The 11,364-nt window shown below is 74.9% G+C and carries 14 protein-coding genes; 4 read left to right on the top strand and 10 right to left on the bottom strand.

Going from position 1 to position 11,364, the window contains the following annotated elements; all coding sequences use genetic code 11:
• Window positions 1-236 precede the first annotated feature (236 nt).
• The 3 genes from AFE02nite_RS11330 to AFE02nite_RS11320 all read right to left on the bottom strand — a co-directional run bounded on the left by AFE02nite_RS11330 (window position 237) and on the right by AFE02nite_RS11320 (window position 2,415).
• On the bottom strand, window positions 237-1,502 hold the full coding sequence (locus AFE02nite_RS11330) for an exonuclease domain-containing protein (protein WP_034244298.1): 1,266 nt from the start codon (window positions 1,500-1,502) through the stop codon (window positions 237-239).
• Window positions 1,503-1,603: 101 nt separating this feature from the next.
• Window positions 1,604-2,194 carry a GIY-YIG nuclease family protein gene (locus AFE02nite_RS11325; RefSeq protein ID WP_052113502.1) on the bottom strand — a complete coding sequence of 197 codons (591 nt, stop codon included), beginning with the start codon at window positions 2,192-2,194 and terminating at the stop codon, window positions 1,604-1,606.
• Window positions 2,191-2,415 (bottom strand): hypothetical protein, encoded by a 225-nt coding sequence (locus tag AFE02nite_RS11320; RefSeq protein WP_034244301.1) that lies wholly within the window; start codon window positions 2,413-2,415, stop codon window positions 2,191-2,193. The genes AFE02nite_RS11325 and AFE02nite_RS11320 overlap by 4 nt, the downstream gene beginning before the upstream one ends.
• Window positions 2,416-2,564: 149 nt before the next feature.
• Between AFE02nite_RS11320 and AFE02nite_RS11315 the strand changes: the two genes are divergently transcribed.
• Window positions 2,565-3,137 carry a TOPRIM nucleotidyl transferase/hydrolase domain-containing protein gene (locus tag AFE02nite_RS11315; protein WP_052113504.1) on the top strand — a complete coding sequence of 191 codons (573 nt, stop codon included), beginning with the start codon at window positions 2,565-2,567 and terminating at the stop codon, window positions 3,135-3,137.
• Between the two features lie 15 nt (window positions 3,138-3,152).
• Here AFE02nite_RS11315 and AFE02nite_RS11310 read toward each other — a convergent pair whose 3' ends face one another.
• On the bottom strand, window positions 3,153-4,550 hold the full coding sequence (locus AFE02nite_RS11310; RefSeq protein ID WP_052113503.1) for a zinc ribbon domain-containing protein: 1,398 nt from the start codon (window positions 4,548-4,550) through the stop codon (window positions 3,153-3,155).
• Window positions 4,550-5,203 (bottom strand): hypothetical protein, encoded by a 654-nt coding sequence (locus AFE02nite_RS17440; RefSeq protein WP_034244307.1) that lies wholly within the window; start codon window positions 5,201-5,203, stop codon window positions 4,550-4,552. The genes AFE02nite_RS11310 and AFE02nite_RS17440 overlap by 1 nt, the downstream gene beginning before the upstream one ends.
• A 241-nt stretch (window positions 5,204-5,444) precedes the next feature.
• Here AFE02nite_RS17440 and AFE02nite_RS11300 point away from each other — a divergent pair, with 241 nt between their 5' ends.
• Both AFE02nite_RS11300 and AFE02nite_RS11295 read left to right on the top strand, forming a co-directional pair.
• Window positions 5,445-5,855, top strand: coding sequence for a hypothetical protein (locus tag AFE02nite_RS11300; protein ID WP_034244310.1), 411 nt, complete (start codon window positions 5,445-5,447; stop codon window positions 5,853-5,855).
• A 44-nt stretch (window positions 5,856-5,899) separates the two neighbouring features.
• Window positions 5,900-6,940 (top strand): glycoside hydrolase family 6 protein, encoded by a 1,041-nt coding sequence (locus AFE02nite_RS11295; RefSeq protein WP_146819665.1) that lies wholly within the window; start codon window positions 5,900-5,902, stop codon window positions 6,938-6,940.
• 183 nt (window positions 6,941-7,123) lie between these two features.
• On the opposite strand, the gene AFE02nite_RS11290 is transcribed toward AFE02nite_RS11295, so the two are convergent.
• From AFE02nite_RS11290 to AFE02nite_RS11275, 4 genes are all read right to left on the bottom strand, one after another.
• Entirely contained in the window at window positions 7,124-7,534 is a 411-nt protein-coding gene (locus tag AFE02nite_RS11290) for a hypothetical protein (RefSeq protein WP_034244334.1), read from the bottom strand.
• Window positions 7,531-8,865, bottom strand: coding sequence for a hypothetical protein (locus AFE02nite_RS11285; protein WP_146819664.1), 1,335 nt, complete (start codon window positions 8,863-8,865; stop codon window positions 7,531-7,533). The genes AFE02nite_RS11290 and AFE02nite_RS11285 overlap by 4 nt, the downstream gene beginning before the upstream one ends.
• Window positions 8,862-9,179, bottom strand: coding sequence for a hypothetical protein (locus AFE02nite_RS11280; protein ID WP_034249060.1), 318 nt, complete (start codon window positions 9,177-9,179; stop codon window positions 8,862-8,864). Before AFE02nite_RS11280 ends, AFE02nite_RS11285 begins: the two co-directional genes overlap by 4 nt.
• Window positions 9,180-9,326: 147 nt before the next feature.
• Window positions 9,327-9,551, bottom strand: coding sequence for a DUF7455 domain-containing protein (locus AFE02nite_RS11275; protein WP_146819663.1), 225 nt, complete (start codon window positions 9,549-9,551; stop codon window positions 9,327-9,329).
• 461 nt (window positions 9,552-10,012) lie between these two features.
• Between AFE02nite_RS11275 and AFE02nite_RS11270 the strand changes: the two genes are divergently transcribed.
• Window positions 10,013-10,546: a DUF4240 domain-containing protein gene (locus tag AFE02nite_RS11270; protein ID WP_034249061.1), complete on the top strand. Its 534-nt coding sequence runs from the start codon at window positions 10,013-10,015 to the stop codon at window positions 10,544-10,546.
• Here the strand turns inward: AFE02nite_RS11270 and AFE02nite_RS11265 are convergent.
• Window positions 10,531-10,989 (bottom strand): hypothetical protein, encoded by a 459-nt coding sequence (locus tag AFE02nite_RS11265; RefSeq protein ID WP_034249062.1) that lies wholly within the window; start codon window positions 10,987-10,989, stop codon window positions 10,531-10,533. The genes AFE02nite_RS11270 and AFE02nite_RS11265 overlap by 16 nt on opposite strands.
• Window positions 10,990-11,364: the final 375 nt, after the last annotated feature.

The raw sequence follows: 11,364 nt of genomic DNA, 5'->3' as shown, positions 1-11,364 counted from the left end.
GGCGTCGGAGCCGTATGTGCTGAGTTGGAAGAGGGCGCCGGCTGGAGTCCTGAGTACCTGGTAGGTCGCATCAACCTCCGTCGGGTGAAGTCGCGCGTCCTGCGCCTTCCGTGCGATGGACCGTACTCGCGCCATGCTTCTAGCAAACCAGGAAGGGAACGCTGGTGGCAGGCGTTTGGTCAGGCCCGTGCACCTGGAGAGGGAGAGTCCCATCGACGCCCCCGGGGTTCTCTGAGCTACAACCGCCGCAGCATCTCCTCGAACGCCCCTTCCCCGACGATCGGGATCCCGTACGCCGCGGCCTTCCGCGCCTTCCCGGACAGAGAGTCCGGGTCGGCAGCGACCACCAGCGCCACCGACTTCGTCACCGACGGGTGCGGCACCAGCCCGGCCGCAGCCGCCCGCCGCATCCACTCCTCGCGCGGGCGCGACATGTCGCCGGTGAACACCACGAGGTCGCCCGGCCGCAGCCGGAAGCGGTCGCACCCCGCAAGCCCGGAGCACGCCCCAGCGCCACCCTCACCCAGCCCGGCGTCCCGCCGTGCCTCCTCGATGACCTCGAGCGCCTCGCCCTTGTCCACGCCCAGCATCTCCGCGACCCCGACGAGGTCCACCACCTCGTCCTCGGTCACCACCCCGTCGCGCACGGCCTCGGCCGCCAGCCCGGTCAGGTAGTCCCGGTGCAGCTGCCGCGCCGTCGTCCGCCCGATGCCGAGCCGGTCCGCCAGGGCGACCAGAGCCTCCCGCTCGCGCACGGACAGGAACCGGTCGAGCAGCGCCCGGTCGAGCATCGCCAGGTACTCCTGGTGCTCCGCCGGCCCGCACGTGCCGGGGAGCCGCTCGACGATCCGCTCGAGGAACGGCACCGCCGCCTGGGCCGCGCCCGCCCCGCGGAGGCAGCACCCGACGTCGTGCACGGGCACCGCGGGCCAGCAGGCCGTCTCCGCGAGCTCGTGCGCGCGCCACCAGTCGTCCGCGTCGCAGGCCCCGGTCCCGAGCACCCGCAGGTAGTGCGCCAGCAGCTCGGCGGTCGCGGTCGCATCCACCAGCGCGGCGTGCGCGCCCTCGAGGGGGATCCCGACGTGCGCGCAGCACCCCGCCAGGCTCCGCGGCGCCACCCCGGGCAGCAGCCGCCCCGACCAGCGCATCGTGCACAGGCACGTCTCCGGCACCACCGGCACGTCGAAGCCCAGCGCCGCGTACTCCGCCGCCACGAACCGCGCGTCGAACGACGCGTTGTGCGCCACGAACACCCGCCCGGCGAGCAGCTCGGCCAACGCGCCCGCGACCTGCGCGAACGTGGGCGCCCCCAGCACGTCCGCCGCCGCGATCCCGTGCACGTGCTGCGGCCCGAGGTCCCGCCCCGGGTTCAGCAGCGTGGTCCATGACCGCTCGCGCTCGCCGCCCGGCGACACGTGCACGACGGCGACCTCGACGATCCGGTCCGTCCCGCCCGGGAACAGCCCGGTGGTCTCCACGTCGACGACGGCGTACCCCGCCATCCGCCCCTCCTCGCCCGGCCGTGCGGCGGGGGTCGCCCGCCCGCCACACGATCCACCCGGCATCGCGGGACGGCTGGGACCCTGGTCCCCGACGGCGCGCCTCAGCGGGCGCGCGCGTACCGACGGCGGAGTCGCGTGAGGTCGGCCCGCAGGTCGGTGCGCGTCATCTTCGCCAGGTTGAGCGGCGGGTCGAGCCGCGCGAGCACGGCCGTCTCGAGGGCGTCGAGCGTCGCGCCGTCGGGCACGGGCACCGGGATCACGCGCAGGTGGTCGTCCATCCAGCGGGTCAGGAGCTCCTCGTCGGCCTCGCCGCCCCAACCCGGCCAGAGGATCGACCCGAGCGTGCGGCGGAACGTCGACATCCGAGCCCGGCCGCCGAGGTGCATGCCGACGAGGCGCCCGGCGAGCGTGTTCGTGGACGGCTTGGCGCTGCGGCTGCGCGACGCGCCCGCCTGGCCGGCGTAGATGAGCCCCGCGCCGAGCGGGTGGCCGAGGCCGCGCGAGAGGTCGGCCGCGCCGCGCTCGTCGACCCACCAGCTGTAGAGCCCGGGGCTGGCAAGCGATCGGCGGTCGAGGGCCCGCAGCTGCGACGGCGAGAGCGCCGCGCCGGCGTCACGCAGCGCGGCGACCAGGGCGTCCGGCGTCGCTGGAGGTGGCGCGTCGGCCGGGCTCGTCGCCGCTGGATCGTTCAACGGGGCTGACCCTCCCCGGCCGCGAGCTCGCGCAGCTCGCGGCGGTGCTCGAGGTCGGCGATGTACAGGAGGAGCCGGTTCGTCTCCTCCTGCGCCTCGAGGAGCAGCCCCAGCAGAGCGTTCGTGTTGCCGGCCTGGACGGCGGCCTCGCGGTTACGGCGCTGCTGGGCGAGCGCCCCGAGCCCCGCGTTCATCGAGGCGACGTTCTGGTTCAGTCCCATCGACCGACGGTAATTGGCTGGTCGAGCCCGTGAATAGTCCCGGAGTGGTCGTAGGCGGGCCCCGACGACGGCCGTCTGCGCCCCGCCTTCTCGCCGTGCCCGCCGTCGGCACCTTCCGCGACGGCCCGTCGCGCCCGCACACTGCCGGGGTGACCGACGCCGGCACGGCACCCGCCCAGCGCTGGCGCGTGCTCGTCGAGGGCGCGTCCGACGCCGCCGCCGTCACCACCCTCGCCGCCCGCCTCGGCCGCGACCTCACCGGCATCGCGGTCGTCCCCATGCAGGGCATCACCAACCTGCGCACCCACCTGCGCGCCGCCGCCGCCGACGGCCTCCCTGCGGCCGGTCTCTACGACGCAGCCGAGGAGCGGGTCGTCCGCCGGACGCTCGTCGACCTCCACTCGGCCGCCCTCGACCCGGCGGCCCTCGACCCCGCGGCACACCACCTCTTCCGCTGCGAGCGCGACCTCGAGGACGAGCTGATCCGTGCCTGCACGACCGACGGCGTCCTCGACCTGCTCGCCGAGCGCCACGACCTCGACCGCTTCCGCGCGTTCCAGCGTCAGCCGTTCCAGCGCACGCGCCCGCTCGACGCGCAGCTGCGCCGGTTCATCGGCACCGCGAGCGGACGCAAGATCGCCTACGGGAGCCTGCTCGCCGCCGTCGTGCCGCTGGAGCGGACGCCGACGCCGATCCGCCGCCTCCTGGACGTCGTCACCTGACGGGGCCCGCGCCCGCTACCAGCAGACGGTCCCCGACCTGATCGCCACCACCACGTCGTCGGGCTCCTCGCCCGTCGTCGTGAAGACGTACCCGCCCATGTCCCCGGCGAAGAACTCCCAGTCGACGGTGCCGTCCGGGCCCGGGCCGGCGACGTAGGCGCCTGGGTACCTGGTGAGCAGCTCGTCGACGGAGTCGCCCGTGCCGAGGCCGTCGGCCGTGCGCAGGCCGGTCCGCGCGCCGTCCCCGGGGACCAGCATCCAGCCGCCGACGTACGGCGCCTCGACCGTCACGACCTCCCCGGACGGGTGGTCGTAGGTGAAGCCCTGCTCGCCGACGAACACCAGGAAGTCATCCCACCAGTACTGCCGGCCGGTGATGGCGCCGTCGCTGCAGGAGACGTCCCCCTCCGACTCCCACGCCCCCAGCTCGTTCGCGAGGGTGGTGAGGGCGTAGTCCGCGGGCGCGAAGTAGCCGAGGTCGCCGATGGCGCCGCCGCCCCACAGCGTCACCGAGCCCGGGACGACGAGCGGCTCGTCCGATTGCGTCGACTGCTTCACACCGCCCTGGTCCTGCGGAGCGGGCTCGGCCACGACCGGCGGCGCCGCGGCGAGCATGGCGCCGTCGATTGCCCGGTAGGTCACGCCCACGATGCCGACGGCGTTCAGCGCCTCGGACCCGTACTCGTACCCGCAGGTCCGGGCGAGCTCGGCGAACGGCGCCTCCACCACCGTGGGGTACGCGGGCGAGTCCACCCAGAAGTCGTCGGGGATCACGCGGGCCATCTCCGACGCGAGGTACAGGCCGTCCGACGCCGCGTCCGCGCACGCGCTCTCCCGCGCGGCCGCCACCAGCGCGCCCGCGACGTCCTCCTGCTCGTCCACGCCGGGCCCGCGGTTCCCGAGCATCGTCACGAGGACGACGATCGTCACGACGAGCGCGACCGCGCCCCCACCGATGGCGACCGGAAGCAGCCACGCCGGACGGCCCACCGCCGCGGGGGCGGGCACGACCGCGCGTCGGGCGCCGCACCGGGTGCAGAACCGCACCTCCGGCCGGAGACGAGAACCGCACGCCGTGCAGAAGGCCGCGAGCTCGGCGCCGCCCGGCCCCGGTGCGTTCAGGGTGGGTGCGCTCGGCATGGGTGCGCCCTGTGCCGGAGCCCACTGCGCGGTCCGACGGCGGTGGTCGCGTATCTCGCGCACCACCTCCACCGCCGCGATCACCGGCAGCGCGAAGACGATGATCGGGAACCTCCACGTGCCGCTGTCCTGCGCGGCCACGTAGAAGCCGTACCCGGCGAAGAGCACGCCCAGGCCGATGACGCCCACCTTGCGCCCCGGCGTCAGGCCACCGTTCGGCAGCAGGGCCAGCACCACGAGCGAGATGCCCGACAGGATCGCCAGGAACTCCATCAGAGCACCGCCCCGCACTGGCCGCAGTACACGTCGCCGTCGTAGGCCACCGCCGCGCACGACGTGCATGCCCGGCCGCCGGGCGCGGGCGGCGCCGTCGGGCCCGGCAGGGGAGCCGCCGCAACCGCGGAAGCCGACGCGACTGCGGGAGCCGACGCGACTGCGGGAGCCGGTGCGACCAGGGGAGCCGACGCGAGCGCGGTCTGGCCCACCGCCGCCAGCACCTGCTCGCCCTTGCGGATGGTGATGGTCGCGGCGGGGTCCTCGGCACGGATGCGCTGCGCGAGGTCCTCGATGAACTGCAGGTACGCGTGGTGCCCCAGCATCGTCTTGCGGCCCATCGGGATGAAGCCGTAGATGACGCTCTGCAACGTCCGGTACCAGGTGATCACGGTCGCGACGTCGCGACGCTCGCCCGCGTCGGAGACCGTCAGCCGGAAGTCCAGGTGCTTGGCGTTCAGGCCGATCCCGCCGCGGATCTCGTAGGCGGCGCCGTCGGCCGCCGAGGCGACCAGGTTCGTGACCGTGCGCCCGTCCCACCGGTTGCCGACGGCGACCTCGGCCGCCGCGGTGCCGAGGTCGAGGATGCGACTCGGCGGCAGCGTCGTCCTCGCGTCGAGGCGGCTGCCGGCGAATCGATGCGGTCGTCCCATGAGAGCTCCAGTCGGCGGGTGCGGCCGCAGCGTACGGGCGTCGCGAGGGCCCCGGGCGGGATGAGGGCGCGCGGCGTTGTCCGGGGTTGTGCGGACGTTCGACGGCACCCGCCGAGGGGCGCGCTCCAGGCAACGCGGGTCCGCATTCGTCAGCGGCGGTGGCGTCTGGCCCGGCATCATCGGAACGCCGCCCGCGCCGCTCGTCCGGCGCACGACCAGGGCCCCAGCGAAGGAGCCGTCGATGAACCGCACCGGTGCCGTCCCCTCCGCGAACGCCCTCGGCTGGGGCCTGGGCCTCATGCTCGTCGGGGCGCCCGGCGTCGGCTGGCTCTCCGTGCAGACGGGCGAGCCCTTCCTCACCTTCGTCGCGGTCGTGCTGTGGCTCATCGGCATCGGCGCCCTGATCACCGGCGTGTGGTCGTTCGCCACGAACCACGACCGGATGGCCGCGCGCTACCTCGACGGCGTCGCGCCGGCCGCGCCGTCGCCGGGCGTCGCCGCGACCGGTGGCCGGCCGCCCGCGCGGACGCCGGACGGGGACCTGCCCCACCGCCCGACGATGCCGCCGCTGCCTGGCAGGATCGTGGCGACGCCGCCGCCCGAGGAGGTCCGGATCGTCGCGACGCCGGCGCCCCCCGAGGACGCGCCCTAGCCGATCGGGGTCCGGCGGGTGCGTCGGGAGCGTGAGGAGGCCGGGTGAGCAGGCGACGGGTCGTCGGCGTGGTGGTCGCGGGCGTGCTGGCGGTGGGCGGGGTCGTCGTCGCGGTCGCCCTCGCCGACGACGGCGCCCCCACCGCAGCGAGCACCCCGACGGCGACCCGGTCCTCACCGCCCGAGGCAGCCCCCTCGCCCGAGACGGCCGCGCCGTCGCCCGACGCCGAACCCGCCGCGCCCGCCCAGGCCGGTGCGCTCTACCTGAACCCCGACACGCAGGCCGCGATCGCGGCGGCCGCGGCGTCCGACCCCGCGCGTGAGCTCCTGGAGAAGATCGCGGCGACGCCGCAGGCCTTCTGGGTCAACGACGCCGACCCCGCCGCGGCCGCCGACGCCGTGCGCGACTACACCGGGCGGGCCGACGCCGCGGGCGCTCTCGGCGTCGTCGTGGTCTACGCGATCCCGGGCCGCGACTGCGGGCTCTACTCCGCGGGCGGGGTGGCGGGGTCGGACTACGCGGCGTGGATCGACGCGGTGGCGGGCGCCGTCGTCGGGCAGCCGTGGGTGGTGCTCGAGCCGGACGCGCTCGCGGGCCTCGGTGACTGCGACGGCCAGGGCGACCGCGTGGGCTACCTGCGCTACGCGGCGACGGCGCTGTCCGACGCCGGAGCGCGGGTGTACGTGGACGTCGGCCACTCGGGGTGGCTGTCCGCGGAGGAGGCGGCCCGGCGGCTGAACGAGGTGGGGCTGGCGGACGCGGCGGGCTTCGCGCTGAACACCTCGAACTACCAGACGACGGCGGACTCGGTCGCGTACGGGGAGCAGGTCTCGGCCCTGACGGGCGGCGCGAGGTACGTCGTGGACGTGTCGCGCAACGGCAACGGGTCCAACGGCGAGTGGTGCAACCCGCGCGGTCGCGCGCTGGGTGAGCCGCCTCGCCTGGTCGACGACGGCACGCACCTGGACGCGCTGCTGTGGGTCAAGCTGCCGGGCGAGTCGGACGGGCAGTGCAACGGCGGGCCGGCCGCAGGCCAGTGGTGGCAGGAGATCGCGCTGGAGCTGGCCGGCAACGCGGGGTGGTGAGGTGCGCGGCGGGGGTGTGGCGCGGGCGGGCTGAGTGCGCGGGGCGGAAGGGATCGAGGCGGGCGCGGGCGGAGTTCACGGCGGAGCAGGGACCGAGGCGGGGCGCGGGCCGGGGGACACTTCCGCGAAATGCTTACCGCGGCAACTAGTTCGCGAGACACCTAGCCCCGCGCGGGCCGGGAGTCAGAGGAGCACGCGATCGGGGTCGACGTTGCGCGCGTCCCAGATGACGCCGTTCTCGTCGAGGATCCACGCGGGCTCGCCGGAGATCTCGGTGATCACACGCACCAGCCGCACGAAGAGGTCCTCCCAGCGGCAGACCGCGCCGTAGGGGATGGCGGTCTCGAGGTCAGGCATCGTGACGCCAGGCTCGGGGTAGTGCGGGGGCGACTTGTAGAGGTACCCGTACTTCGGGTCCTCGCGGTTCTCGAGGGTGAACAGGTGATCGGTCGCGACTTCGCGCACCTGGAGTTCGTCGTCGCCTTCGTACGTGAGCTCGCACCCGTGCCAGATGTCGCGACCCGTCTCGCGCACCGCCTGCCGGGCCTTCTCGAACAGCAGCGGGTCGTGCGACAAGAAGTACGCGCTCTTCACATGAACTCCCTCAGGATCTGCAGTAGCTCGTCGAAGTTGCGTGCCACGAGGCGACCTTCCATGAGGAGACCTGCCCGCGCGACGTTGGGCAGATCGGGCGCGTACAGGAGCGGGGTCAACCCCGTCTTGCTTGCGATCGCGTCCAGTTGCGCGGCGACCTTCTGGGCGCGTCCGCTCTTCACCTCGATGGCGATGCGCTCCAGGAGGATGTCGATCTCCTGCGAGCGACCGTACAGCGTCGGCACCCCCTGGTTGACGCCCTTGACTACGCCGGGGAGCACGTGATCGAGCATGGTCGCGGTCTCGCCGACCAGCGGGTCGGTTGACGTGAAGGTGCGAGGTTCCGGCCGGGGCCTCGGCCACGGGAGGCGCCGCTCCGCCGCCACGGTGAGGGCCTCCAGGCGGCGCATCGCGCGCGTCGTCGGGCCAAGGCCGGCGACCGTCAGGGCCGCGTCCGGGAGCGCCTGGCCGATCCAGCGGCCCGGGTCGTCGTGCCAGAGCTGGGAATCGAGGAGCAGGCGGTTCGCCTCGTGCGGGTCGGCGGCGAGCGTGCGGACGGTCTCCTCGACGCCGTCGACCATCGCGTTGGCGTCGGCCAGCGTCCCCTCGAAGTCGACGACCCATCGCAGCGGGTGCGTCGTCGCCCACATCAGGGTGTTCGTCTTGACCCAGTGCCCGATCCCACCCACGAGGGACGACAGCCGGAACTCGCCGTCGGGCAGGTCCTTGCAGAGGGAGTCGAGCAGCGCCGCCACGTCCGCCGCGTGCCGGGCGACGCCGTCGTGGGCCAGGGCGAGGACGCGCGTGGCGAGCGCGCGGAGGCCGGTCGGGTCGTGGTCCGGGCCTCCGGCGGCCGGGAACGACGCGCGTCGGCCGGGCACGGCGACGGACGCGCCGGCCGGCACGCCGATGCGCGGGGCAGCGGCGGGCAGGGAGAGCCGCGGCGGCGCGCAGACGAGGTCGGGCGAGGCCATCGTCTCCGCGCGGATCGCCTCCTGCCACAGCCGCGCGGCGATCAGGGCGACCGCGCGTCCGCGGATCAGCACCGCTGCCTGCGCCCGGAGCGCATCCGCGGCGACCAGGTAGACGGCCGCGGCCGCGTCGACGTTGTCGGCCAGGACCGGTCGGAGCTCGGCCCAGCGCGCGGCCCCCGCCCCGAACCACGTCCCCACGGTGCGGCGACGGACGTCGTCGGCGAGAGCGGTGAGCTCGCCCGACTGGCGCACCAGCGCGTCCGCGTCGCCGTAGAGCGCGTTGAGGGAGCCCGGCACCAGGACCTCGGGGTCGCCGCTCGACGCGAGGAGGCGGGCCAGGTCACCCGTCCGGTTCACACCAGCGCCCCGCTCGGCAGGCCCTCGCCCAGGTGGCCGAACTCGAGCGGCGCGACGATGTCGTCGGCCAGGTACGCCTCGGCGGCGATGCGCAGCACCTCACCGGCGTCGTCGGCGTTGCGCCCCAGCTCGCGCACGAAGTGGCCGAAGCGTGCCGCGAACCGCCCGGTCGACGGCGCGAGGGACCACTCGTAGGCGTCGCGCGCCGCGAGGGGCTCGGCGTTGCCGATGGCCGAGAGGTCGTCCGCGACCGCGAACGCTGCGCGGGCGGCGGCGCGCAGCTCCTCGAAGTCGACCTCGAGCGGGTCCGTCACCTCTGCCCCCCGGCGTCGTGCGGTCCGGAATGTCCGGATCCGCGACGACCCTAGGGCGCGGCGGCGGTGGAGAAGTGGTTGTCCACAGGTCCGCGGACGCGCGGCGGTGCGTCGGCGGGCACCCCAAGGGCGCCCGCGCGTCGGCGGTCAGGCCTCCGGGGTGCTGACCTGCTCGTGGAGGCGGTGGCGCTCGTCGAGGATCTCGGCGCCGGCCGCGACCAGGGCGAGCTCGTGCGCGCGGAAGTGGTGGCCGCAGAAGAGGAGCGAGAGACCGTCGCCGGGCAGGGTCGCGCGCACGAAGGCCTGGGCACCGCAGCGGTCGCAGCGGTCCTGGCGGGTCAGGGTTGCGGGCTGGCTGGTGGCAACGGGCATGACGGCGTACCTCGCTTCGTGGACGGCGCACCCGGATCTGGGGATCCGGCTGGGCGTGACACCTCTGCGAACGGCCGCGCTGCCGCTCGTGTTCCACATCGACCGTTCGCCGTCGGGTGAAAGGGGATCGGGTGGGCGAAACGCCGTCGGGCGCGGGCATGGTCGGCGGGCGCGGGCGCGGGCGCGGGCACGTGCCGCCGCGCTTGTGACTGGAGTGGCGCCTGGGACCCGCGTGCTGTCCCCCCGCTCACTCCAGCCACTCCCGCACCAAGTGCGGCGGTGGGTGCACGCGTGGGTGGTTGGGGGTTGGGGGTGGCGGTGGGTGCACGCGTGGGTGGGTGGGGGGTGGCGGTGGGTGCACGCGTGGGTGGGTGGGGGGAGCGGTGGGTGCACCCGGCCAACCCGCGCGGGCGCCGCGAACGGCTCCCCCGCCACCCGCCGACGCGACTAGCGTTCCGCGCATGGACTCCACCGAGCTCTGGGACCTCATCGAGACCGCCCGTGACGAGGCCGACGACCCCACCGACGCCGACTCCGTCGCCGAGACCCTGGTCCGCACCCTCGCCGACCGCGACCCCGAGGTGATCGAGGCGTTCGACGTCGCGCTCGCCGGCCTGGTCGCCGAGAGCTACCTCACCGAGCTGTGGGCCGCCGCCTACCTCATCAACGGTGGCGCGTCCGACGACGGCTTCGACTACTTCCGCGGCTGGCTCATCGCGCAGGGTCGCGACACGTTCGAGGCAGCGGTCGCCGACCCCGACTCGCTCGCCGAGGTCCCCGCCGTCCGCGGCGCCCTGGCCGGGGGCGAGGAGCTCGAGTGCGAGGCGATGCTCGGCGTCGCCTGGGACGCGTACGAGGCCGCCACCGACGAGGAGCTGCCCGACGCCGGGAAGATCGCGCTCCCCGAGCTCGCCCCGATGTGGGACTTCGACGACGACGACGCGATGCGCGAGCACCTGCCGCGCCTGGCCTCGCTCGCCTACGACGTCGACTGAGCCGACCGACCCGACTGAGCCGCCTGGCTCGACGGATGCACCTGCCTCAGCCGGCCGGACCGCTCTGACCTGAGCCTGCCCGCCGCGGCCGCCGCGTCGGCGACCTCCCGGGCGGCGGCGATCGCGTCCACCCCGCGCGCCGTCGTGACGACCACGGACAGCTGCTGGCCCGTGGCCGGGTCCTGCGCGCCCACGATGAGCAGGCCCGGGCGCAGGAGGCCGCGCGGCTGACGCCCGTGCGCGTCGTCCACCCAGGCGAGCGGCAGCTCGACGACGTCGTCGCCCGCGTCCGCCGCGCCGCGCACCGTGAGCGCACCCTCGCTCAGGCGGAGCGTGCCCCGGACGCCGCGGCTCGAGCGCAGCACGCGCAGCACGCCGCCACTGACGTCGGCGAGCGTGACGCCGGTGGTGCGCACCGAGCGCACCGAGCAGTGCTGGTTCATGGGGGTGGTCCCGGGGCCGGGGGTGGGGGGAGCGCGGCGACGCCGCGCTCCCCCCATTACTGCCCAGGGGGCGCCGGGCGCGGGCCGTCCGGCGCGTCCGGCCTTGTCTTGGCATCTCCGGACACGTCGGACACGCGTCTCACGTGCAAAGACGCGGGCCCCCAGGGCCGGTCCGGCACCGGGTGAAACCGCGAGCACGAGGTGTCCCCCGAACGGCCTAGTCGTCCCCGATTCGGGGGACTTGTCGCTCCACACCGGCCCGTCGAGTGTTCCCGGCGATGGGCAGTTCTCCCCATCTCGTCCGCCGGAGGGGGCACGCGAGATGGGGAGCTCTCCCCATCGTCCGCCCCATCCCCCCGCTCCTACGGTCGGCGC

It is taken from the genome of Actinotalea fermentans (assembly GCF_007991475.1).
GTDB lineage: Bacteria > Actinomycetota > Actinomycetes > Actinomycetales > Cellulomonadaceae > Actinotalea > Actinotalea fermentans.
The sequence above is the reverse complement of the archived record's forward strand: the minus strand, read 5'-3'. Positions and strand labels throughout refer to the sequence as shown.

Bases quoted from the DNA above. Each gene is read 5' to 3' on its own strand.
- AFE02nite_RS11330 (WP_034244298.1), bottom strand. From the start codon at position 1,502: ATGGCGGGGTACGCCGTCGTCGACGTGGAGACCACCGGGCTGTTCCCG.
- AFE02nite_RS11320 (WP_034244301.1), bottom strand. From the start codon at position 2,415: ATGGGACTGAACCAGAACGTCGCCTCGATGAACGCGGGGCTCGGGGCG.
- AFE02nite_RS11310 (WP_052113503.1), bottom strand. From the start codon at position 4,550: ATGGAGTTCCTGGCGATCCTGTCGGGCATCTCGCTCGTGGTGCTGGCC.
- AFE02nite_RS17440 (WP_034244307.1), bottom strand. From the start codon at position 5,203: ATGGGACGACCGCATCGATTCGCCGGCAGCCGCCTCGACGCGAGGACG.
- AFE02nite_RS11300 (WP_034244310.1), top strand. From the start codon at position 5,445: ATGAACCGCACCGGTGCCGTCCCCTCCGCGAACGCCCTCGGCTGGGGC.
- AFE02nite_RS11275 (WP_146819663.1), bottom strand. From the start codon at position 9,551: ATGCCCGTTGCCACCAGCCAGCCCGCAACCCTGACCCGCCAGGACCGC.
- AFE02nite_RS11270 (WP_034249061.1), top strand. From the start codon at position 10,013: ATGGACTCCACCGAGCTCTGGGACCTCATCGAGACCGCCCGTGACGAG.
- AFE02nite_RS11265 (WP_034249062.1), bottom strand. From the start codon at position 10,989: ATGAACCAGCACTGCTCGGTGCGCTCGGTGCGCACCACCGGCGTCACG.